Below are 23,020 nucleotides of genomic sequence, written 5' to 3'. Positions count from 1 at the left end.
CCTCCTTCTTATCCCTTAACTGCTCCAAGTGCTACCCCTTTTGTAATGTGCTTATTTAAAATAATATAAATAATTAATGCCGGTGCTGCAGATAAGGCCATTACCGCAAACTGAACTGCGTAATTGGATGAATACTGCCCTGTAAATTCCAGAATGGCAAAGGGAAGTGTCTTCCATTTTTTACTGCTTAAATAGGTAATTGCCAGCATAAATTCATTCCAGTTGTTTAAATAGGTCATAATTGAAACTGTAACGATTGAGGATTTCATAAGCGGGAAAATAATAATGGTGAGAATGCGGTAAATTCCACAACCATCAATTAAAGCAGCCTCTTCCAACTCTTTGGGAATGGAACTCATGAAACTGGTGGTGAGGAAAAACCCCTGAGGCAGGGAAAATGCCACGTAGGGAATGAGCAGCGCCCATATGGTATCTGTAATCCCCAGTTTGTCGTAAATTACGTAATTGGGAAGCAGGGTTGCATGAACCGGAATCATCATACCCATAACCATTAAAATGGAAGCTGCTTGCTTTAACTTCCACTCCATTCTGCTGCAGGCAAATGCCGCCATAATGGAGATAATCAGAACAAGTACCACCGCCAGTGTATTGATTAACAGGCTGTTTTTCAAATAATGGAGAAAATTTCCGTTTGTAAAAGCCAGAACATAATTTACCCATTGAATTTTTTTCGGCCATACCAGAATCCCATTTGTAAACAGTTCATTGCTATTGCAGAGAGAAAAGTCAATCAGCCAGATTAACGGAAACATCTGGATTCCGGCTATGATTGTCATAACCGTGATGGTCAGCACTCTTCCCGGATTATTTCTGGTTGTTGCTATCGCTGATTTATCCATATGGCTATTCCTCTCTTTCTGCAAATATACGGTTAAGTGCAACAGTGGATATCAGACAGATCACAATAAACATTACACTGATGGAATTTCCATAACCGTATTTATAGGACTGAAACGCCTGTTTGTATAAGTAACTTGCCATAAACTGAGTCTCATTGCCGGGACCTCCTGCCGTGAGTAAATATACGGTCTCCATCTGTTTTAATGCTGCGATTACCGCCATGGTCACATTCACCTGAATGACCGGCTTCATTAAAGGCAGAGTGATATGAAAGAAAATATCCCTTCCATTTGCCCCGTCAATGGAGGCTGCCTCATACATAACGGGATCTATATTTTTAACGCCTGTATAATAAATCAGCATTCCCCAGCCAAATCCGTGCCAGATTAAGACCACCAGTACCGACCAGATTGCGTTGCCGGAGCCTAAGAGATTAAGCTGACCCGTAAATCCCAAGTTCTTTAACACCTTCGCAACCAGGCCGAAGTTGGGATTATAGATAAATTTCCACAGGTAAGCAATTACTGCAACAGAAATTACATTTGGGATAAAGAAAATACAGCGAAACAGTCCCTCTGCCTTTCCCTGGAGCTTATCTAACTTAATAGCCGTCAGCATGGCAAGAGGATGCTGGATACAGATGAAGCCAATGGCTAAAAACAGGGAATTGCGAAGTGCTGTCCAGAATACGGAATCCTGAAACAGGGTTTTGTAGTTATCAAGCCCGATAAAGCTGCTTTTTCCAATTCCTGAGTAGTCGGTAAAACCATAGTACACACTTAAAAGAATGGGTGCCAGAATGGCAGCTGCAAATACAAAGAGCCCGGGAGCCATCAAAGAAAAGATGACTTTCTTATTGCTGTATAATTTATGCATATTTTTTCCTCACTTTTTGTAAGACAAAGGGAGCTGTTGCTGCAGCCCCCTTATGTGAAAACCGAAGTTCTATTTCTTCATTGCACCTGCCAGTTTATCTGTAAAATCCTTTGCTGTAAGCTGACCGATGGCAAATTCAACAGAGGCATCCTCACTGACTGTTTTAAACTGGTTGGTTCCCAGATCGTTAAATGTTACTCCGGAAATGCTTGTTGCGTGATTTACCTTATCTACAAACTCCAGCTGCAGCGCAGTTTCTTTGCCTGTTAAATACTGTGAGAAATTCTGGGCTGACATACATACTCCCTTTTCCCAGCAAAGCTTGGACCAGTTTTCAGGCTGATACATATAGTTTAACAGCTTGATGGCTTCCGCCTTAACCTTTGAGTTGGCTGTTACTGCGTGACCGCCGCCATTCCATGCTGTAAGATCGGTTTTTGTGCCCTTTCCGCCTTCTACTGCCGGCATATTGAATACGCCAATGTTATTTCTGATCTCTTCCGGAATATTTTCATTGGTTGCCATGGACATTTCCCAGCTTCCCATGTAATACATGGCTGCCTGGCCATTGGTGAATAAATTCATGCTGGTGGCATAATCGGTTGTCTCAAATCCTGTCTGGAAGATGCCTGCATCAATGGATTTTTTCAGCTGATCCAGAGATTTTGTCCATGCTTCATTGGAATAATCACCAGTTTTTACTGCTTCTCTGATTTCCTTGGAAGATGAGCTGCCGTTATACTGCTGATACAATGCGTTGATATAGATGGAAAGAGGCCATTTGTCAGAACCATCCATGGATACCGGAATTACGCCTGCTGACTTAAATGTATTAACAGCTGCCAGTAAATCATCATAGGTCTCAGGAACCTTTACTCCATATTTTTCAAACATGGACTTGTTGTAATAAAATGCCATTACGTCGGTATTTCTTGCAAGTCCATATAATTTTCCATCCTTGCTGAATCCGTCCAGAGCACCCTGGATAAATCCATAATCCTTATAATCTGCAGGATTTAATTCTGCCAGAAGTCCGGCATCAATCACTTCATCAAGAAATGACGGCTGCCCCCATGCATTTACTAAATCCGGCATATCTGAACCTGATGCATATGCTTTGAATTTGGTTTTATAGCTTTCGTCGTCCAGCGCTTCCACCTGGATCTTTACATTGGGATTCTTCTCCATGTACTGGTCAAACAGCATCTGTTCAATCAGACCCTGACCGCTGGTACGGTCTGGTAAGTTGGAAAACACCTTGATTACCACATCTTTGCCCGCTGCAGCCTGACTGCTTTCCTTACCGGTTTCCTTACTGCTCTCCTGACCTGCCTTGGTGTCCTCCGTTTTTGTTTTACCACTTCCGCAGCCTGCTAAAGCAATGGCCGCTGCCGCTGCACATAACAACATTCCGATTTGTCTTTTTTTCATAGCCCTCTCCAATCTGCCGTCATAAAACGGCAAAATATCATTCTGGTTGCCAATATTACTTATCATTCCCCATCAGCGCTGATTTCTGTTTATTATTATAGCAATTTATAGTTGTGGTTTATACATACTAATTTAATGAAAATGTTTAAAAAATTAATCTCAACTACCATTTATACGAAAAAAAGAACAAGACTGAAAAACACTGTTTTCATCCTTGTTCTTTAATTGTTATATCAGATTATGTAAATTTATGATTCGTAGCAGACAGATGCTACAGTCTCTATTAGATGCTGAATACTTTGGTATGCATCAATATGATCAGGGTGTGTTATATAAGCATTCATATCCTCCAATGTTGCAAATTTTGTAATCAGCAAAACATCATATGATACTTCTTTATTAAGAATATCTGTTTCAACCTGCACTTCTATAAGAACCTCTATTTTTCCCTGCATACTTAATAAAGCTGCTTTTGTTTTCTCAATATTTTCATTGTTACGCTCTTTCAATTTGATGAGTAGATTATTTGTTATCATCTTATTAACCTCATTTCTATATTTCAGTCAACTATTTTGTTATAATTTTTAAATATTTGTCCAGATCCATCTGGATAGCATCCGGCTTATTTACAAAATGATCCGGATCTCTATAACCCATGTAAATTCCCAATACAATATTTGTGTTTTCTGGAATACCAAGTTCCTCATGCAGCAGGTCTCCAAACATAACAGGGCTGTATGCAGCCATTGTATCAATGCCTCGTTCCGTAGCTGCAAGCATCAATGTCTGGCCAAATGCGCCCAGATCATAGTATGAATATTCTGACAGACTCTTATTCAGGCATAGGTAAACACAAGTTGGTGCATCAAAATGCGTCAGGAACAGTCCCGATAAAATCTGTCCATATTCCTCCTTTGTAACACCCATTACATTTAAGCGGTTCTCTTTCCAGATTGCCATGTTCTCAACACACAAAGGGGCTTCTTTCCAATCATCAAATCCCGGACCGGGAATATCGGAACGATCAAAATGTTCTGGGATACCTTTTAAGGTCTCTGCCTTCCACGCCTCTTTTAAATTTTTCATTTTTTCACCAGTTACAACATATACCTCCCATGGCTGGCTGCTGCTCCAGGACGGTGAATGACCTGCTATTTCGATAAGTTCTCTAATTGTCTCTTCCGCAATCTGACGATCCGCAAGAAATGCCCTTGTAGATCTTCTGGTAAAAATCCCTTCTTTTACATTCATAATAAACCTCCAGCTATTTTGGCTATAATTTTTTTCTTGCTTACAATTATAGGGTATGTTAAGCTTAAAATGAATTTACAATATTCCCATTTTGTAAATCCAATGTTTACTTTTATTTCCCCTGAGGTGTAACTATGAAAAAAAATGATACAAAGAATCAGCTTTTAAACACCGTAGAATTACTGATGAACAAAAAAACAATTGAAAGGATCTCAGTCAATGAGATTGCAGCCACAAGTTTATTAACAAGGCAGACTTTTTATTTCCATTTTATTGATAAATATGATGCTGTAAACACCATTTATCTTAATGATTTTAAAGATGGAATTGCACGTTTTGCAAAAGAAGAATTAACTTGTGAGGGAACGATGATTCATATTTTAAGTATGATGAAACAAAAAAAGGATTTTTATAGCAATGCGTTTAAAAGCCGCGGTCAAAACTCGTTGATGGATTTTATGATTCATTTTAATTTTCAGTTTCACTGCATTCTGCACTGCCAATTACGTAAAGTCAAATCTCTTGATGATTCAACAATCTCTCTCATTAAATTTTGGTCTTATGGAGCATCCTCATTTACCGCAAACTGGGCATTAGAAGGGATGAAGATCCCAGAAGCAGAGCTGGCAAATTTTCTTGAAGATCAAATCCCGGAAAATATTCATATCGATGCCTCTTTGCTGACTTCAAAAGAATGGAACAAAATTCAAACGGAACTGGATACAATTAAGGATACTGGCAGTTTGCTATAACTTTGATACTATTAATTATCATTCTGTTCCTTTAAAACAGCTGGAATGTGTATGGTCATTCTGGTTCCGGCTCCCAGCACGCTTTGTATCAGAAGACCATAATCCTGACCGTAAATCATCTGGATTCTGCGATTGACATTGACAACTCCAATGGAAGTATGACCTCTCTTTTTCATGGAGTAATCCTCGGACAGGATTTGGGATATGGCTTCTTCCGTCATGCCCACGCCATCATCTTCCACCTGAATATACAAATCATCACCCTCTAACCAGGCCGCAATCACAATATGTCCTTTGTCCAGCTTTTCTTCAATTCCGTGTACGATGGCATTTTCCAGAATGGGCTGTATTAAAAGGCGGGGGATAGAAAGATCCATCAGGCTCTCATCAATTTTAATGACTGCCTCCATCTTATCCTGGTAACGGTAATTCTGAATCGCCAGATAGTCCTCTAAATTCTTAACTTCTTCCCTAATGCGGACGAATGACTTCTTTTCCAGAGAATAACGCATCATATTGCCCAATGCTGCCACCATATCTCCGATATCATCTGCGTGACGTATTCGCGCCATCCAGTTAATAGTGTCCAGGGTATTATAGAGAAAATGAGGATTAATCTGCATCTGAAGAGATTTCATCTGGGCTTCCTGTTTCATAACCTTCTGCTCATAGACCGTACTGACCAGACTATTCATATCGTTTACCATCTGATTAAAGGTATGGCTCAGCCGTCCGATCTCATCTTCGGAATTCACTTCGCAGTTTATATTAAAATCTCCCTGACCGAAATTCTCCATGGCCTTTGTCAGCTCCCGAAGAGGTTTTGTCATATTCCTGGATACCAGGGCAGAGATGAGGGCTGCCAGACAAGCAGTTATGGCGGTGACCAGTATGACGATGTTCTTTAGTTTTGTCACATCCCGCAGGTAATAATCTCTTGGTATGGCAAGCATCATGTGCCAGCCATTTGAGATAGGGGCACTGTTGTAAATGCTGTAATTCTGATCTCCGATTTTTACATCCCGGTAGAATGCCTCATTCTTCCCGAGGCAGTTAATATAAGGTTCTTTCAGCATTTCTCCGGAAAGTTCCTTGGAACTGGCTGCCAGAATGCGCCCTTCCTCATTGACGAGAAAAACATTGCCTCCCTGGGACAGATCGATATCAGAAATAATATCATTTAAACTTTTCTCATTCACATCAAGGGCGACATATCCAAGGGATTTTTTAGAAGGAAAACCGTACAGCTTTTTCATCAGCACAATATGCCCGTTTTTTACTTCCCAGTACTGATTCTCGTCCTTGATATATTCCATGATATCCAGGGGAGTCCCGATGCGTATTTTCGTATAGGTGTACTCCCTGTCTGAGTCAGACCGGATGCTGATTGCGTTAATCTCCTGCCGCAGCAGGGCATAGGAAGAAAGGATCTCCCGGATATTGCTGTGGAGACGGTAATAAGCCAGTCTGTCGTCTGCCAGCTCCTGCTCCGACTTTAAAGAACTTTGTATGGTATCATTTCCATTGATATAAAATGCGACATTTTCAATAGCAGTCACTGTGCTTTCAATTTTCGAAAGTGTGACTGATGCAAGATTTTTTAAGTAATCATTGGTTTTATCAGCCAGCATTCTTCTTGCATAGGAAAATTCCAGATATGAAAGAAAAATAACAGGCACAAGTATGAGAGTGAGAAAAAGAAACATCAGCTTACTGTGGAAATTTAGTTTACGATACCATCTTTTCATAACTGGGCTGTCTCCGTAAATTTCTGAAAGGGATTAACTGCATGGCTTCCCGATTTTCGGTATTCATACGGTGTCATACCGTAGTTCTTCTTAAATATCTGTCCGAAATACCGTTCATCTGAGATACCGATTTTACTGCAGATTTCTCCGTTTTTCAGCTTGGTTTCCGTAAGATATTTTGCGGCATAATACATCCTCACGGAAGTGAGAATCTCAAGAAATGTATATCCTGTTTCTTTTTTTATATAATGGCTCATGTAAACAGTGGTAAAGTGAAATTCTTCGGAAAGAACGGATAAGCTTAACTCTCTGTCATAATTTTCATAGATATATTTAATGATTTTCCCGATCCGCTCTTCTTCTGCTTCCAGAATCTCTTCTGTGGGCTTAACAAGAGCAGAGTATCCCTGAATTTTTGATTCCAGCTCTTCCAGCTTTATTTTCGTCTTTTTTTCCTGATTAAATTTCTCACATGCATTTTTCACACATGCCATGATTTCGTCTGGTGTGGAGGGCTTTAAGATATAGTCAGATACTCCAAGTGAAATGGCTTCTCTTGCGTACTCAAACTCACCGTATCCCGTCAGAAGAATGACTTTTGCATCCGGATAATTCTGCAGGGTACGTTTTGCCAGTTCGATTCCAGATAGCCCGGGCATTCGGATGTCAGTAAGTAAAATATCGATCTCCTGACTGTCGATCCACTCTTCCGCCTCAATGCCGTCTTTTAAAATCCCCACAACCTCAATGTCATTTTCCTTCCAGGGCAGCATTCCAAGTCCCTGTCTGATAATGGCTTCATCGTCAACAATCAATAATCGGTACATTGCAATCCCCCATTGCCTGTAGTTTTACTCCTCTTTAATACCCTTTCTCTCTGTTTTTACATCTTGTAAGAACTGCTTCCATGCATCTTCATGGGCCACAAAATATCTGGGACAATCCTTGCCGGTGGCATCATAATGCCGGATTACATCCTTTTCCGTCAATCCCAGTTCTTTGCACAAAAGAGCCGTAAATTTCACCAAAGAAGCATAAGTCTGGTCATTAAATTTACCGGTTTCATCGGGATGACAGCATTCTATGGAAACTGTATCCTTATTCTTCTCCTTTGAGGTTGCGTAGGCCACCTCGTAGATGGGGATTTCCTGAACAATCTCCCCTTCCAGGCCGATAATAAAGTGACTGCTTGCCGAGATCTTTTTCTCCCCTGTCTGATCCTTTAAGCTGGCAAAATAATCCCGGTTCTGCTTTGCAGTTGTACCGGGGTTGGCAACATAGTGAATTACAATTCCGTTTATCCGTTTCATACTGGTTCCCGGTCTTGAATAAGGATTGAATTCCAGAAAGTCCTGCTGGACGTAATCTGGCATGGTAATAGACCTGATATCCACATAGTTTCTTCCAAAAAGAGAAATTAATCCCCATAGAACGCAGGCTAACAATCCGGTCCATATAACTAACCGCAGGAATATGTAAAAGAATGCTCTTTTTTTCTTCTTTTTCTTTTGCTTATACCGGCGTTCTCTTGACCTGCGCCGGCGTTCCAGTTCATCCATTCTATCTTTTGTCTGATTATTCATGGCTTAAACTCCTGACTGCCTTTTCTACCAGTTTACGTCTATTCCAAAGAAAAAGTCAACCAAAATGTCAGGAATGTGATTGGATTACCGATTCCATCTTCACGGTCTCACACACATTTTGAAGAACTTCATGAAGCTTACCCTGAGCTGACTCATCACAGAGTATGACCATCTTATCTCCAGCCAGAAATTTTGTTTCCCCTCTTGGAACAAACTCCGCTTCTCCCCTCAAAAGAGAAATAAGAAGACAGGTCCGCGGCCACTGTATTTCGGAAACCTTCTTTCCCTCCGCCTCACTGCCATGAAAAATCATCCCTTCCACCAGCACCTTTTCTCCGGTGAGGGAAGTATCTCTGTCAGGATTTAATTTCCGTAAAAGCCTGTGAAGCAGCTGATCGTAAACAGGAGCGCACCGTACCATATCCGGGATTACATAAGCGATCAGGGAAACAAGGGAAAGAGCAAGTAAATGGGTAAAGCTTCCAGTCATTTCGCTAATTAGAATGATACCGGTTATGGGCGCCCTTACAATGGCGGAGAAATAACCTGCCATTCCAAGGATAATGAAATTACCCAGAAGATACTGAAGGGAATCTGTCATCATTCCCACTGCACTGCAATAGAGGCTTCCGATCACTGCGCCAAGCACCAGAAGGGGCAGAAAGATTCCGCCCGGAGCACCAGATCCGAAGCTTAAGATGGAAAATGCAAATTTTAAAAACAGCAATAGGCACAGAGCTCCAAACATCATCTCTCCTGAGGTCAGTACTTCTACCAGTGAATGACCTCCGCCCAGTACTGCAGGATAATACAGACCGAAAACTCCAGCCAATAAAAACGGGATCATTAACCGTACAAACTGATTAGGAATTTTCTGATACAGATCCTGAGTTTTTGAAAGGGTTGTATTATATACCACACCCATTACTCCGATAATTACGCCGAATGCGATTACATATCCGTAGTGATGAAGAGGAATCATTTTCGTGATCTGAAGATCAAATATAGGCTTTAATCCAAATACATTACGGGAAACAAAATCCGCAGTGATGGAGGACGCCATGGTAGATAAGAGAATTTCCGGAGAAAAATGTTTATGTATTTCTTCCAGAGAGAATAAAACTCCGGCAATGGGCGCATTGAAAGCAGCAGAAAGACCTGCACTTGCACCGCATGTGATTAAAAGCTTCTCTTCTGTCTTAGATCTTTTTGAAATCCTGGAAATACCTTTTGCTGTCATTGCTCCAAGCTGAATACTGGGGCCTTCCCGTCCAAGGGAAAGACCAAATCCAAGAGACACCAGTCCACCGGCAAGCTTGGCAAGAAGGGTTTTCCACCAACAGGGATCCAGCTCTCCAATCATCTCCCCTTCTACCTGTGGGATACCGCTCCCGGAAATCAAAGACTCCCATTTTAACATAAGTGTCACAAAAAGCGCCCCTGCAGTAAGAGCCAGAAACCAGATGACAACCAGCAGCGGTTTCCCCTTCACCGCATTCAACACCCATCTAAGCAACTCATCTCCATAGCTGAGCAAATATCGAAAAAATACAACTACGGAACCGGCTATGGCTCCTGTTAAAATTCCTTCGAGTATCAATTCATAACGAAAACTGCGGTAACGGTTAATTGTCTTTTGTGCCGTATGACCTTCGGTCTGCATCAATCTTCCTCCTGTAAATCATTTTTTATTTGTTTCTTAACATACAATATAAAATTATAGCTCCTGAAATTGCTGATTGCAAGGAAAAATCCGGGATAACATAAAAATAAGCCCGTCTCTTTCCCTGCCCTGGTGAGGAAAAAGACCGGCTTCTTCTTATTATTGTATTTTATTCTGTTCACGCTGCATAATCCACTAACTGCTCCGGGCAGAATGCTTCATTATAACAGACAATCTCCACCTGTATTCCAATTCCGATAATCATAACTCCCATCAGTGATTTCCCGTCAATCACCAGATGATTGGAAAAGACTTTTATTTCAAAATTGCACCGCTCCGCCTTTACCACAAAAGCCACCAGTTCCTCTACTGTGGAAAATGTATGCTTGATCTTTCTCACTTCAGACACCATCTTTCTTCTACCCTTTATTCATGATTTTCACTAAATAATCTGGTTTTTCAGCTACAATCATGTGCATTTTATCTATTTAATCCTATTATTTCCACTGAGTGAGGGGTTATACGGGAAAAGTGTATTTTTTTTAAGGAAAAGACTACCCAAATTTTGAAATATCGTGTATAATTGTGTCGTTGTGTTTTCAAATGGAAGCGTATCGAAGTGGTCATAACGAGCCGCACTCGAAATGCGGTTGTCCGCAAGGGCACGTGGGTTCGAATCCCACCGCTTCCGTCATGGAGAAAGCCTGAAACCATGCGGTTTACAGGCTTTCTCATTTTTTTCGTCTTGCATCTCTCCTAATTTGAGGGGGAGATGCATTTACTATCTATTTATATCCCCCAAATCGGCACAATTAAATTCTGGCTATCAAACGCCGATAGTCGGTCTGTTGTACAAAGAACTGCTCCTATCCCACGCTCCAGAGAAGCCTTATCAATCACCCTGAATACTCGAGTGAGCTGGCTTTGGGGCGTGGCTGTTTTTTTAATCTCCATAGGATATAGCTTACCGCTGTCTTCCAGCAGAATATCTATCTCCTTGGTATCCTTGTCACGATAGTAATAAATGAAAGCTTCTCGACCGCAATTCTGATGGCTCTTGACAATCTCGGACACTACAAAATTTTCAAGAATCGCACCGCTCATGGCACCACTCATCAGGGTATCGCTGTCGCTCCATTTGGTCAGGTACGCCACCAAGCCACAGTCATAGAAATAAAGCTTTGGCTTTGTCACCATGCGCTTTAACATATTGTTGGAATAAGGGTGGAGATAAAATACAATTCCCAGCCGCTCCAAAATCCCAAGCCAGTTTTTAGCGGTAACCTGGTCAATACTGGCAGCATCAGAGATAGTCTTATAATTCACCATCTGTCCGCACAGAGCGGCGGCTGATGTAATAAAATCCATAAATTTAAGTGAATCAATGGCACCAGATATTTCTTTTACATCCCTGTCAATATAGGTGCTGATATAACTGGAATAAACTGCCCGGTAATCATTATACTGTCCGCTGATGAGAGCAGGCATCCCACCTCTAAAAATACGCTCATAAAGTGCAGGAGTATCAACAGGAGTCCGCCCTTTTATCCGCTGTGATAGCTGTTCTAAATCCAGCACAAAAGGTGCTGAAGCAACCCCATAGATTTCAGCCTGTGACATGGGTGCCATATGGAGCAGGCAAACCCGCCCAGCCAGAGATTCCTGTATTCCCTCCATCAGTTTGAACACCTGCGAACCTGTCAGCCAGAAATCACCTGCACGATGATTTTGGTCAACATGTATTTTAATATAGGAAAACAGCTCGGGTGCATACTGCACTTCATCGATAAATACCGGTGGCTTATGAATTTGCAGGAACATCTTCGGGTCATTCTTTGCCATTTGACGCTCTGTTAAATCATCCAGCGTAACATATTCACGCCCTAAGTTCTCCTCTTCAGCCAGCTTTTGCAGCATGGTTGTTTTGCCGACCTGCCTAGGACCGGTAAGCAGTAAAGCAGGAAATTCTTTGGAAAGGCGGAGAAAGGTATCCTCCATTGCTCTGTGTATATAGTTCATAAAATCACCTCTTCGGCTAAAATTTTTATTTATTATATTATAGCCGATACAATCTACATGGTCAATGAATTTCGGCTATTATATGGATCAGTTATATTCTAGACGAATTGCAGGAATATATACCATTGAAAAAAGAGTTACCAGCATTTCAATGCTGAGAGCTCCTTTCTATATTCTGACTATGCAGATACTCTAACCTCAGCTTAGCGTATTTATCAAGTGCCTTAATACGATCCGCATTACTTGATTACTTGGCTAAACTGCTGGCATTATTGTGTTTTATAACAATATCTGGTATATTTGTTTAACGGTATAATTGTCTGTTTATAATAAGATGGAGGATGAAACAAACATGAAATTAGAACCAAATTTTCTGCAGAAACCAACTTTACAGGGTGAAAAAGTTATTCTTCGCCCATTCCAGATTGATGATATTGACACCATGCTTGATATTTTATCCGATTATGAAGTAAAAAAACTCACGGGTTCTGTCTGTAATGATAAAGAAGCCTATACCCCATCATCGGAAGAAGAATTAGAGAAAACCAGGCATTGGTACCGCACCCGGAATGAGCAGGAAAATCGTCTTGATCTGGCCATTGTAGATAAGAAAACAAACAAAGTTGTTGGAGAAGTTGTCTTTAACGATTATAATGACAGTTCCAACAAGGTTAATTTTCGAATTCTTATCGGACCAGACGGAAGAAATAAAGGCTTGGGAAGTGAAGCCACCTCGCTTTTTCTTGAGTATGGATTTAATACCCTCAAACTTCATAAAATAGGACTTCATGTGTTCAGCTTCAATCCACGCGGCGAGCATGTTTACATAAAAAATGGTTTTGTCTTAGAGGGTATTTTAAGGGAAGATTTCAGATATGAAGAAGAGTATATTGACACTAAGGTGTATGGCCTCCTCTCATCTGAATTCCATGCATAGGAGCGATTACCTGAGGAATCGCTGGGGCCGCAGACTAAGAGATGTGCTGGTTTGGTCGGGTTATAGTAGAAAGGGGTAAACTGTACTTTAACACCAAGTACAGTTTACCCCTTTCGATTTACCACCGCTGCTGGTATAACATTACTTATAAAGCCAATCGTTATAGTTATTTGCTAAATCCTGCAATGAATTGGTAAATCTTCCTACATGAAATCCGTCGCATACTGAGTGATGTACCTGGACTGATAATGGCATCAGTACCTTATTATCCTGCTCGATAAACTTACCAATAGTAAATATGGGGGGCAGGTAACTTCCATCTGTGTATAGATTTAAGTTAAATCCTGTAAAACTCGTCCAGGGCAAACTTGATATATTGAACGTATTGAGTGGTTGATCTGGTTTGGGCATCAGATTTTCAGCACTTGAATAACAGTCAATATCAGATATGCAGTTTTCATAAAACTGTATAAACGAATGGCTGTGAATCGTCCATATGCTGGAAAACAATTCTTTTTCTTTATTGAATATGGTGTAGCTTGGATTAAGTTCATCCCAATAGCCTAAATTACCGTCAGTATCAATATTCATACGAAACTCCTGATACTGATTGACAACAGTGGTAAGCATAAATATCTGAGCTGGATATATCTTTTTGTTCATGCTTTTTAATGCTGTTCTAACACCAGTTATATCAATGTTACAAGTTACGCTATAGGTGCAGCACACCTTGTGCATATAGTGATTGTAATATTCCTTACGCGCCCAATTATTTATGTCAATTAAATTAAAACTCATAATAATTCTCCTGGTTTTCAATTATTTTACGTTCAAAAGCTTATGCTATGCACGATAAAGAAATTGTTGATACCATTGTTTATGCATCCCTTTCTGATTATACTGTAATAATGTATTATAACACATTTTTAAATAAAGGGAATTTGAATACTTACATCTGTCCCTTTATTTTTAACACTCTTTATTTTATTTTCTTCGCACAGGAATCCAGATTTCACAATAATAGTTCTCAGCCTGGGCTCCATTGGAATACTCTCCTGGATCATCATACATTTCAATATGATACCCTAATGCTATCTCATAGTCCTTGCAGTTAGGTAACCACTCAGCGAATATTCTTCCGTGAACCTCCTGCAAAGACTTGGGATTTGCACCTTTACAGGCAAAAACCGCCCACATAGATTCCGGAATAACCCTTGTGACAAAACCTTCTGGTATTTCCGCTGATGGATTATAATTATCCCCAATCAAATATTCAAACTCATTTCCCTCCATCCGTTCATCAATGGATATCCCGTACGCACTGCAAACCTTATGATTTTTCCCTGTTTCATAGTACTCTCTCCACATTTTTGGAATCTCAGTCTCCGCTCCATCATACTGAAATACTTTTGAGACTCCAATCATAGTAAACTGGTCTTTTTCTACAATTTTGTAATCCATGGTATAACCTCCTTCTAATGACAGTCTGATTTTAAGCGCAGCAAAGGATTTTATCATTGCCTCGCCTTTACGTACAGAAGCAGGTGTAGCACCATGAAACCTGGTAAAAGCTCTGGTAAAGCCATCCGGTGAATCATATCCGTATTGAAGTGCAATATCGATGATTTTTCTGTCAGTGGAAATTAACTCCATGCCAGCTATCGCAAGTCTCCGTTTCTTAATATACTCTCCAACCGTAAAACCGCAAAGCATGGCAAATCCTTTTTGAAAATAGTAGGGTGATACCATAGCCTCTTTTGAAATATCTTTGATTGTGAGTTCTTCCGTAATATGATCTTCAATATAACTGATTGCTTTACTGATACATTCACTCCACTCCATGTAAAACACCTCCTGTCTGTAACTCTATCTTACATTTTAAAGAGGGGATTTTCCCGATTTTTAGTGCTTTGTTTTGTTAGTCTCCTAATGTTTTAATTATATCAAAGCATAAACACTCTGGCTAGCCGAAGCAAAAACAATCAAAATAGAAAATACAAGACTTTTTATCTTTTCTATGATAAACTCTCCATATAAGTTTACTTGTCAGAGGACTTATAATCATCATGATTATTTAAGTGGGATAAGATCTAAAAAGATCTTGTCCCATTTTTTTCTGACTGAATATGAAATAACGGAGGACAAAAGAAATGTATATAGAAACAAACAGACTGATTATCCGGAACTTTAAAGATAAGGACGCAGCAGGTTTATACGAATACCTTGCCGCACCACCCGTACATTGCTTTTACAGCGAAAAAGTAAACTCTTACGAAGAAGCTGTAAAAAAAGTAAAAGAAAAACAGAATGGTGATGGTCATGGAGACTGCTACGCCGTATGTCTGCGTGATACGGATTTTATCATTGGAGAAATATTTACAATGAAAGAACATCCGGACACATACAGCATTGGTTGGAATTTCAATCTGAAATATGGCAGAAAAGGTTATGCAAAGGAAGCCGCCGAGGCAGTTATAAGCAATCTATTTGAAAATGATGCAAGAAGAATCTATGCATACGCAGAAGATGATAATCTCCCCTCCCAAAAACTTTGTGAACGCCTTGGAATGAGGCGGGAAGGTTTATTTATTGAATTTATTTCATTTATAAACAATCCCGACGGAACACCCCTTTATGAAAACACATATCAGTATGCTGTTTTAAAGAAAGAATGGAATAATAAATAACAGAAGACTGAATTGATTTTTCTGAAAGCTGACATACTACCTTTGATTAAAAGAATGGAGGTCACTATGTCAGAAGCAGTTTTAGAAAAACCAAAGGATCGTGTCAGTTATCACGATTCCGTTGAAGAAATGCTGGTAAGGATCAGAGATGACGGTTTATCCAGCGTATTTTCAAGATTTGATGAGCAGGAAAAGATACGGTGCAAATTTTGTCTCCAGGGTCTGAGCTGTCAGCTATGTACCAACGGTCCCTGCCGGATTAACGAACAGAAAGGTCCTGAAAAGGGCGCCTGCGGAATCGGCCCCGACGCCATGGCAATGAGAAATCTCCTTATGAGAAACATTATGGGAGCTGCTACTTATGCCCACCATGCCTATGAAGCATTTCGGACACTGAAAGAAACGGGAAAGGGTAATACAACCTTTCAGATTACTGATACGGAAAAACTAAAATGGATGTGCGAAAAAACAGGAATTGACACCAATCAGTCAATCAATGAGATGGCAACCTGTCTTGCGGAGCTGTTAGACCGGGAAATGAAAGTAAACCCGGATCAGCACAGCATCATGGTGGAGGCATTTGCTCCGAAAAAACGAAAAAAAATATGGCATGATCTAAACATTTATCCTTCTGGAATTGAGCATGAAGTGCAAAACAGTATTGCAAGCTGCCTGACCAATGTGGATGGAGACTATGTCTCTCTTGCAAAAAAGGCATTGCGGCTGGGGTTATCTACCATCTATACTGCCCAGATTGGTCTTGAAATGACCCAGGACATTTTATTTGGAACTCCTAAACCTCATGAAGTTGATGTGGATATGGGTATTATGGACCCGGATTATGTGAACATTGCCTTTAACGGCCATCAGCCCTGGATCGGAGCTGCTGCCCTTATGAAAGCGAAAACAAAGGAATTTCAGGATCTGGCAAAGCAGTGCGGTGCAAAAGGAATCCACATCGTAGGATCCATTGAAACGGGACAGGAACTGCTCCAGAGATTTGAAATGGATGATGTTTTTGTTGGACTGATGGGAAACTGGCTGGCAATTGAACCGTTCCTGGCTACCGGTACCGTGGATGCCTTTGTCATGGAGGAAAACTGCTCTCCGCCTGCTATTGATCAATATGCAGAAAAATACCAGGTTGCCCTTGTCAGTGTCAGCACCATCATCGGTGTCCCCGGAACGGAACATGAGATGCCTTACTATCCTCAAAAAGCGGAAGAAATGGCGGATAAATGCATTCATATCGCAATTGAGAACTTCAAGAAAAGACATGGTAAAATAAAACCCATGGTTCCCAGGCATGTACAGAAAGCAATTGCCGGCTTCTCAACCGAAGCCGTACTGAATGCAATCGGAAATGATTTAAAGAATCTTGTAGATGTTATTGCAAAAGGACAGCTCAAAGGAATTGTAGCGCTGGCAAACTGCTCAACCTTAAGAAACGGTCCACAGGACTGGAATACTGTAAACCTGGCAAAACAGCTGATTAAGAGAGATATTCTGGTTGTCGCCGGCGGCTGCGGAAATCATGGTTTAGAGGTGGCCGGTATGTGTAATCTGGATGCCATAAACCAGGCCGGAGACGGCTTAAAAGCAGTCTGCAGTGCTCTGAAAATCCCACCGGTATTAAGCTTTGGAACCTGTACGGATACGGGAAGAATCTCCATGCTGGTAACAGCCCTGGCTGACTTTCTGGATGCAGATATCTCCGATCTTCCCATTGCTGTTACGGCACCGGAATGGATGGAACAGAAAGCTACTATAGACGGTATATTTGCCGTTGCTTACGGTGCCTTCACCCATCTATCACCGACTCCCTTTATCACTGGTGCACCCAAGCTTGTAAAACTGCTCACAGAGGATGTGGAAAGTCTCACAGGCGGAAAGGTGGCTTTGGGAGATGATCCTGTGGAAGTGGCGGAAAAGATTGAAAGCCACATCATGAAAAAAAGAAAAGCTATGGGTCTGTAATAATTTAATTAAACCGCGTTACTCCTCATGATGATCAGACAGGAATAACGCGGTTTCAATTAATCTACGATAAACATGATAAAAAAACATTACTTAAAAAACTTTTTTGTAGCCTTCGCTTTCTATTTAATAATAAATTATTTTGAAATTTAAAATTGTATATAATTTGGTTTAGGTTAATTTTATGATTAAGTGCAAATATTGGAGTTAAACATGTATAATTTTGGCACTTGGGTTGTACATATTATATTTATATGTTATAAAAAAAATGTCATTACAACAAATTATAGAAAGAGGTGATACCATTGTTTAAATTTTATTTCAATTAGATAACCAAAAAATTAATGAATATTTCGTGCCTGTTCGGAATTATTCCACAAAAAAATAATGGGGGAAAAAATATGAGAAGATTTAAACAGCTTATTACTATGCTTTTATCAGTAATCATGTTATTAAATAGTTCAGCATTAACTTTTGCAGGAACAACAGATATTTCGAGTAGTGAAAAAACTCTTTTTGAAGAACAAATTAAAGAAGTTCAAGATTATATGGCTGAGCATCAAGTCGGTATAACTTTGGATGAACAAGTACAAACCTTCAATATTCCGTTATCAAACGGTGAAAAAGCAACAGTAAAAATCACTTTAACCAGACCTGGATATTCCTTAGCTTCAAGTGTTCATACTGCAAAATTAGGAACATGGAATATTGATTATGATGCTAAAATACCACATTCCGGATCAATAAAATTGCGAGGTACAATGAAGGTTACGCATGTACCTGATATGAGTTCATCTAGTTTGGACTGTCCTAAATTTAGCATAACAGGGTCTTCTATTTCAGCAGTGCCTCCTCAAGGTTATTCAATTACTGATAAAGGTTCAAGTTATAAAACATTGCAAACTAATCATGAATATAAAATAAATGGTTATGTTACATATAGTTTTGGTGGAAAATTTACGTCAAATTATTATGTAAGTATGCAATTATATTGTAAAACCAATTCAGGAAGCGAACGTAATAAAATATATGTTGATACAAATTTAAGCGTATAGTTAATCTATACTTATTTAAAATACAGGGTACCATTAACAGGCATGGTACTCTTTAATTTATTAATTAATTTGGGTTTTGGGAGGTGATGACTATGGAGTACATGGCACTTTTAGCGGCTATATTTGCAGTGTTCTTTAAAATATTAGAATTTGTTGCATTAATTTGTATAATTATTTGCTGTACAAAATATATTAAAAACCATAGAAATAAATAAAACAGTATCTATTACTTAAGAAATCGCGTAATTCTTCCCATACCTAAAATGGGATTGTAGTATAGAGTAGGAAAAAGCCCTGAGGTATGGCGCTTTTTAGAATAAAGAAATATATAAAATGCCATTCCCAGCAAATCAACGATTGAAGTAGAAGTATTTATGATATATAATAGCACGGAAGTATGATTACTACCCTTTCTACTACTGGAGAAACTTTATGAAACAATTTATTCAAAAAGAACCTGTTCTGACAGCAGCTTCAATTCTTGCTCTTATTTCAGTCTTTTTTATCCCCCCGGATTTGGCCTATCTAAATTATATTGATTTTAAGACACTGCTCTGCCTGTTCTGCCTCATGACCTCACTGAAAGGGATTGAGCGGGAAGGATTATTAAACGCGGTCTCCATAAAGCTGTCATCAGGAATGAAAGATCTAAAACCGCTGATTTTACTCCTTGTTTTTACCAGTTTCTTTGCATCCATGTTTATGACAAATGACGTTGCTTTAATCGCTCTGGTCCCTATCACCTTGTCTGTACTCTCCCTGTGCGGTCAGGAACGCCATACTGCCCTCGTTGTAGTCTTGCAGACAATTGCCGCAAACATTGGTTCCAGCTTTACGCCGATCGGGAATCCCCAGAACCTTTATCTGTTTACCCGGTATGAGTTTAGTCTGCATTCGTTTCTAAAAGTGACTTTTCCTTTTGTATTATTCGGAGGAATTCTGCTTTTACTGGTGTGCTTTTTTATTCCACGCTATTCCATCAGCCAGCAGACAACCACAGTTCCTGCTATACGAAAAAAACTGGTTTTAGCCTATGGCGCCATGTTCTTACTGGCGGTGGCTGCGGTGCTGCGGTTCATTCCTTATCAGGCTGCTGCCCTGATCATTCTGGCTGCTACAGCAATTCTTGACAGACGTACGCTTTATCAGGTTGATTATTTCCTTCTTCTTACGTTTGCTGCAATTTTTATATTTGTGGGAAACTTGGCAAGGATCGACTGGGTTTTTCAGACCGTTTCAGGTTTAATCAGAAAGGATACCATGGTGACGGCTGCTTTATTAAGCCAGTTTATCAGCAATGTTCCTGCAGCCGTTATGCTGTCAGGGTTTACAAATAATGCTCCCAGTCTGCTTACCGGCGTAAATGTAGGAGGTATGGGCACTCTGATCGCCTCGATGGCAAGTGTTATTTCCTATAAACTGTTTGCTGCTGCCTATCCCAAAAAAACTTTATCTTTTTTAGGTATCTTTACCGTTCTCAATCTTGTTTTTCTCATTGCCCTGCTATTGTTTGAAGCAGTCCTTATGTAAAATTAATAACAGCCAGTGGCTTATGTAGTCACTGGCTGTTTTGATATTTTATTTTAACTGGGAAAGGATGTAGGCCGCCTTCTCCTGATCTTTCTTGTATACAAAAAGTCTGTAAAAATCTTTTACATTTCCGGTCCTTCCTAAGATTGGATTCCTTCCATTTAAGTTATTCATGGATAAGCGCAGGCTGTTATTGGTGGTTTCAGTCATATAATAAATATTACTTTCTCTCAGCATATTTTTTACATGATATAGCTTTTCAAGATCCTGTGTATTGTATATCTCTGTTAATTTCCTACTAAACAGCATATTCTTGACCTTTCCTTTCCAATCATCTCAGGAACCGTTTTTTTGTTTCATTCTTTTTTATTATAACAAAATCGGTTGTCTGTTACAAGCAGACAACCGATTTTTATGCTATTTATATTTTTTTAACCGGATAACAAACTTCGGTTACCAATTCCTCCGGATTTTGGCTCTGAGCAGGACTGACATGATAGATGCAAAACATGGGTCCGTTAAATTCATATTCGTTGTCCCTGACCCAGTTTGCCACTTCCAGATTCACATCAGTTATCTGATCGTAGCTTCCTTTGTATACCGCTGATGCTATTTCCACCTCAGGTACTGTTTTAAATACTACGTGCTCCGTATTTTCATAAGTGCCTTTTACAGAAATCTGAATCTCTACATCCACATCACCATCTCTAAAATCACGATCATGAAATACCGCCAGAGAGTAAGCGGGATCACACATCTGTAAGTTTCTGTCATGGGTCTCTTCTCCAAGCCTCTTCCACAGCAGTCCTTCCTGATTATAAGCTGGAATAATCTCTCTTACACTGGCCACATATCTTTGGGGCATGGTTTTTAATGCTACGCTATAATTCATTGCCAAAACATCCTTTCTCAGCCTTTGAATGGCTGCATCAAGGAGCTTAAGCCGTTGTCCGCTTTCTTTCATTTCTTCCAGGACTTCCACTCTACGGACCTCTAAAAATTTTGCAAGTTCTCCGGGATCATCATAGCTTTTTAACAACTCCCCAATCGCGGCAAGGCTGAATCCCATATCTTTTAAGGAATTAATCCTGACCGCTTTTAAGAGCTGGTCCTCGCTGTAATAGCGGTATCCGGTAAAATGGTCGGTGCTCCTTGGCGTCATCAGTCCGATCTCGTCGTAGTGGCGGAGCATTCGGATACTGATTCTTGACAGTTTAGAAAAATCTCCTATTTTCAGCATGCTTTTTACCTCACATATATGTTTTTTTCGAGCTCACATTTAGTATAGAGTATACCATAATGTGAGAGTCAAGCAACAAATCAAGAATACATATTTTTCAATCTTTATGTTAAAACTGTTTTTTATAGAGAAAGGAGCGTGATTTAAATGCTTTTAGTCACTACGGATTATATTCCAGGAAAAGAACTGACACTTTTAGGTATGGTAAAAGGCAGCACAATACAGTCAAAAAATTTGGGGAAAGATATTTCTCAGGGGCTTAAGACCTTAGTTGGGGGAGAATTAAAGGCGTATACGGAAATGATGGATGAGGCAAGAGAGCTTGCAACCAAACGTATGGTACAGGAAGGTGAAGCTATGAATGCAGAAGCCATTGTCAATATTCGTTACGCCTCATCCTCCGTTATGCAGGGGGCAGCTGAAATTCTTGCTTACGGAACTGCTGCCATATTTAAATAACTGATACAGAAAGAGTCGTTATTGGGGGGGACAACATGAGAAAATTTGCAAAGAACCTTCTGTTTATTTTAGGGTTATTGTTTCTGATTCTTTTTTTCGTTTTGATGTTTTACGAATACTGCCAGCTTAAAAACAGGCTGTTACTTGTTCCAGATATAATATTTGCCAGTTTTATCTTTTCCGGTGTATTATTTTTAATTCCCGGAATTTCCTGCATGGCCGCTTCGTATATGCTAAAAACGTAATAGTTCAAAAAAACATCGTTTCTTTCGAAGCGATGTTTTTTTTATAAAAGCTGGTAAATCAGACCATGCTTTGTGCTGTACCAGATCAGCATTCCATGTCCCCTTCTTGGTAGACGAACATTAAAATCCCATTCCGGATATTGCTTAATTACTGATATGCGGTCTCCCGATGCAAAGGCCAGAAAGGAGATGTAGTGCTCTTTATTCATAGGATGGGCGCTGGTGATAAACCAGTCATCTTCAATCACAGTTACGGATAACTTTTCCCCTTCCTCTGCTTTTTTCGGTTCCAGTGCAGTAAGCTTTCTTTTGCAGCAGGAAATCTCCGGATCTCCAGTGGAAAAGCTGATGCTTTTGCAGGTGGGACAGACATAGTATTTGATCTGCTTCATATTTCCTCCTGTTATGTCATTGGGTGTTAAATCCCCATTCAGCAAATTTTGTATATCAACTCCAAAAAGTCTGGATAGTTCTGAAATAAGTGAAATGTCTGGAAGACCTTTGCCTCTCTCCCATTTGGATACTGTTTTATCACTGATATGCATCTTATCTGCTAGCTGCTTCTGTGTCATACCATGCTCACTGCGAAGCATTCGAATTAAGGTTCCTACCGTACTGTCAGGCATGGGTGTCCCTCCTTTCCCTGTATAATAGCTCAATCCTTAGTATGTGCTTATTTTTATTATTGTAACTGACTAAATAACTT

At 39.9% G+C, this 23,020-nt stretch carries 24 protein-coding genes and 1 tRNA gene; 9 read left to right on the top strand and 16 right to left on the bottom strand.

Annotated elements, in window-relative coordinates; translation table 11 throughout:
• Nucleotides 1-8: 8 nt before the first annotated feature.
• The 5 genes from ACOAOT_RS02455 to ACOAOT_RS02435 all read right to left on the bottom strand — a co-directional run bounded on the left by ACOAOT_RS02455 (nt 9) and on the right by ACOAOT_RS02435 (nt 4,419).
• Nucleotides 9-797, bottom strand: a complete 789-nt coding sequence (locus tag ACOAOT_RS02455) for a carbohydrate ABC transporter permease (RefSeq protein ID WP_420216639.1) — start codon at nt 795-797, stop codon at nt 9-11.
• 67 nt (nt 798-864) lie between these two features.
• On the bottom strand, nt 865-1,737 hold the full coding sequence (locus tag ACOAOT_RS02450) for a carbohydrate ABC transporter permease (protein ID WP_420215505.1): 873 nt from the start codon (nt 1,735-1,737) through the stop codon (nt 865-867).
• A gap of 69 nt (nt 1,738-1,806) precedes the next feature.
• A complete protein-coding gene (locus ACOAOT_RS02445) occupies nt 1,807-3,168 on the bottom strand; it encodes an ABC transporter substrate-binding protein (protein ID WP_420215504.1) in 1,362 nt (453 codons plus the stop codon).
• A gap of 248 nt (nt 3,169-3,416) precedes the next feature.
• Nucleotides 3,417-3,704: a Dabb family protein gene (locus ACOAOT_RS02440; RefSeq protein ID WP_420215503.1), complete on the bottom strand. Its 288-nt coding sequence runs from the start codon at nt 3,702-3,704 to the stop codon at nt 3,417-3,419.
• Nucleotides 3,705-3,735: 31 nt separating this feature from the next.
• The gene (locus ACOAOT_RS02435; RefSeq protein ID WP_420215502.1) at nt 3,736-4,419 is read right to left on the bottom strand and encodes a nitroreductase; all 684 of its coding nucleotides are present in this window, start codon (nt 4,417-4,419) and stop codon (nt 3,736-3,738) included.
• 134 nt (nt 4,420-4,553) lie between these two features.
• On the opposite strand from ACOAOT_RS02435, the gene ACOAOT_RS02430 reads away from it, so the two are divergent.
• The gene (locus tag ACOAOT_RS02430; RefSeq protein ID WP_420215501.1) at nt 4,554-5,171 is read left to right on the top strand and encodes a TetR/AcrR family transcriptional regulator C-terminal domain-containing protein; all 618 of its coding nucleotides are present in this window, start codon (nt 4,554-4,556) and stop codon (nt 5,169-5,171) included.
• 11 nt (nt 5,172-5,182) lie between these two features.
• Here ACOAOT_RS02430 and ACOAOT_RS02425 read toward each other — a convergent pair whose 3' ends face one another.
• From ACOAOT_RS02425 to ACOAOT_RS02405, 5 genes are all read right to left on the bottom strand, one after another.
• Nucleotides 5,183-6,919, bottom strand: coding sequence for a sensor histidine kinase (locus tag ACOAOT_RS02425; protein ID WP_420215500.1), 1,737 nt, complete (start codon nt 6,917-6,919; stop codon nt 5,183-5,185).
• Nucleotides 6,916-7,746: a response regulator transcription factor gene (locus tag ACOAOT_RS02420; RefSeq protein ID WP_420215499.1), complete on the bottom strand. Its 831-nt coding sequence runs from the start codon at nt 7,744-7,746 to the stop codon at nt 6,916-6,918. The genes ACOAOT_RS02425 and ACOAOT_RS02420 overlap by 4 nt, the downstream gene beginning before the upstream one ends.
• Nucleotides 7,747-7,770: 24 nt before the next feature.
• On the bottom strand, nt 7,771-8,502 hold the full coding sequence (locus ACOAOT_RS02415; RefSeq protein ID WP_420215498.1) for a peptidoglycan recognition protein family protein: 732 nt from the start codon (nt 8,500-8,502) through the stop codon (nt 7,771-7,773).
• Between the two features lie 67 nt (nt 8,503-8,569).
• Nucleotides 8,570-10,165 (bottom strand): ClC family H(+)/Cl(-) exchange transporter, encoded by a 1,596-nt coding sequence (locus tag ACOAOT_RS02410; protein WP_420215497.1) that lies wholly within the window; start codon nt 10,163-10,165, stop codon nt 8,570-8,572.
• A 178-nt stretch (nt 10,166-10,343) separates the two neighbouring features.
• A complete protein-coding gene (locus ACOAOT_RS02405; protein WP_420215496.1) occupies nt 10,344-10,565 on the bottom strand; it encodes an HPr family phosphocarrier protein in 222 nt (73 codons plus the stop codon).
• Nucleotides 10,566-10,770: 205 nt separating this feature from the next.
• On the opposite strand from ACOAOT_RS02405, the gene ACOAOT_RS02400 reads away from it, so the two are divergent.
• Nucleotides 10,771-10,856: transfer RNA gene (locus ACOAOT_RS02400), tRNA-Ser, on the top strand.
• A gap of 98 nt (nt 10,857-10,954) precedes the next feature.
• On the opposite strand, the gene ACOAOT_RS02395 is transcribed toward ACOAOT_RS02400, so the two are convergent.
• Nucleotides 10,955-12,184 (bottom strand): ATP-binding protein, encoded by a 1,230-nt coding sequence (locus ACOAOT_RS02395; RefSeq protein WP_420215495.1) that lies wholly within the window; start codon nt 12,182-12,184, stop codon nt 10,955-10,957.
• A 352-nt stretch (nt 12,185-12,536) separates the two neighbouring features.
• Here ACOAOT_RS02395 and ACOAOT_RS02390 point away from each other — a divergent pair, with 352 nt between their 5' ends.
• Nucleotides 12,537-13,121 (top strand): GNAT family N-acetyltransferase, encoded by a 585-nt coding sequence (locus ACOAOT_RS02390; protein ID WP_420215494.1) that lies wholly within the window; start codon nt 12,537-12,539, stop codon nt 13,119-13,121.
• Between the two features lie 141 nt (nt 13,122-13,262).
• On the opposite strand, the gene catA is transcribed toward ACOAOT_RS02390, so the two are convergent.
• Both catA and ACOAOT_RS02380 read right to left on the bottom strand, forming a co-directional pair.
• On the bottom strand, nt 13,263-13,919 hold the full coding sequence (gene catA / locus ACOAOT_RS02385) for a type A chloramphenicol O-acetyltransferase (protein ID WP_420215493.1): 657 nt from the start codon (nt 13,917-13,919) through the stop codon (nt 13,263-13,265).
• 186 nt (nt 13,920-14,105) lie between these two features.
• Nucleotides 14,106-14,963, bottom strand: a complete 858-nt coding sequence (locus ACOAOT_RS02380; protein ID WP_420215492.1) for an effector binding domain-containing protein — start codon at nt 14,961-14,963, stop codon at nt 14,106-14,108.
• Between the two features lie 308 nt (nt 14,964-15,271).
• Here ACOAOT_RS02380 and ACOAOT_RS02375 point away from each other — a divergent pair, with 308 nt between their 5' ends.
• From ACOAOT_RS02375 to ACOAOT_RS02360, 4 genes are all read left to right on the top strand, one after another.
• Entirely contained in the window at nt 15,272-15,808 is a 537-nt protein-coding gene (locus ACOAOT_RS02375; RefSeq protein WP_420215491.1) for a GNAT family N-acetyltransferase, read from the top strand.
• Between the two features lie 66 nt (nt 15,809-15,874).
• On the top strand, nt 15,875-17,785 hold the full coding sequence (gene cooS / locus ACOAOT_RS02370; protein WP_420215490.1) for an anaerobic carbon-monoxide dehydrogenase catalytic subunit: 1,911 nt from the start codon (nt 15,875-15,877) through the stop codon (nt 17,783-17,785).
• A 401-nt stretch (nt 17,786-18,186) separates the two neighbouring features.
• Nucleotides 18,187-18,840 (top strand): hypothetical protein, encoded by a 654-nt coding sequence (locus ACOAOT_RS02365; RefSeq protein WP_420215489.1) that lies wholly within the window; start codon nt 18,187-18,189, stop codon nt 18,838-18,840.
• A gap of 432 nt (nt 18,841-19,272) precedes the next feature.
• Nucleotides 19,273-20,370, top strand: a complete 1,098-nt coding sequence (locus ACOAOT_RS02360) for an SLC13 family permease (protein WP_420215488.1) — start codon at nt 19,273-19,275, stop codon at nt 20,368-20,370.
• Between the two features lie 48 nt (nt 20,371-20,418).
• On the opposite strand, the gene ACOAOT_RS02355 is transcribed toward ACOAOT_RS02360, so the two are convergent.
• Both ACOAOT_RS02355 and ACOAOT_RS02350 read right to left on the bottom strand, forming a co-directional pair.
• A complete protein-coding gene (locus ACOAOT_RS02355; protein WP_420215487.1) occupies nt 20,419-20,679 on the bottom strand; it encodes a hypothetical protein in 261 nt (86 codons plus the stop codon).
• Nucleotides 20,680-20,791: 112 nt separating this feature from the next.
• Nucleotides 20,792-21,610, bottom strand: a complete 819-nt coding sequence (locus tag ACOAOT_RS02350) for a MerR family transcriptional regulator (RefSeq protein WP_420215486.1) — start codon at nt 21,608-21,610, stop codon at nt 20,792-20,794.
• 147 nt (nt 21,611-21,757) lie between these two features.
• Between ACOAOT_RS02350 and ACOAOT_RS02345 the strand changes: the two genes are divergently transcribed.
• Both ACOAOT_RS02345 and ACOAOT_RS02340 read left to right on the top strand, forming a co-directional pair.
• Nucleotides 21,758-22,069 (top strand): YbjQ family protein, encoded by a 312-nt coding sequence (locus tag ACOAOT_RS02345; protein WP_104435183.1) that lies wholly within the window; start codon nt 21,758-21,760, stop codon nt 22,067-22,069.
• A gap of 35 nt (nt 22,070-22,104) precedes the next feature.
• Complete coding sequence (locus tag ACOAOT_RS02340) at nt 22,105-22,314, top strand: hypothetical protein (protein WP_420215485.1); 210 nt, start codon at nt 22,105-22,107, stop codon at nt 22,312-22,314.
• A gap of 41 nt (nt 22,315-22,355) precedes the next feature.
• Here ACOAOT_RS02340 and ACOAOT_RS02335 read toward each other — a convergent pair whose 3' ends face one another.
• Nucleotides 22,356-22,940: a helix-turn-helix domain-containing protein gene (locus ACOAOT_RS02335; RefSeq protein WP_420215484.1), complete on the bottom strand. Its 585-nt coding sequence runs from the start codon at nt 22,938-22,940 to the stop codon at nt 22,356-22,358.
• Between the last annotated feature and the right edge of the window lie 80 nt (nt 22,941-23,020).

It is taken from the genome of Lacrimispora struthionigena (assembly GCF_048627165.1).
Lineage (GTDB): Bacteria > Bacillota > Clostridia > Lachnospirales > Lachnospiraceae > Lacrimispora.
The sequence above is the reverse complement of the archived record's forward strand: the minus strand, read 5'-3'. Positions and strand labels throughout refer to the sequence as shown.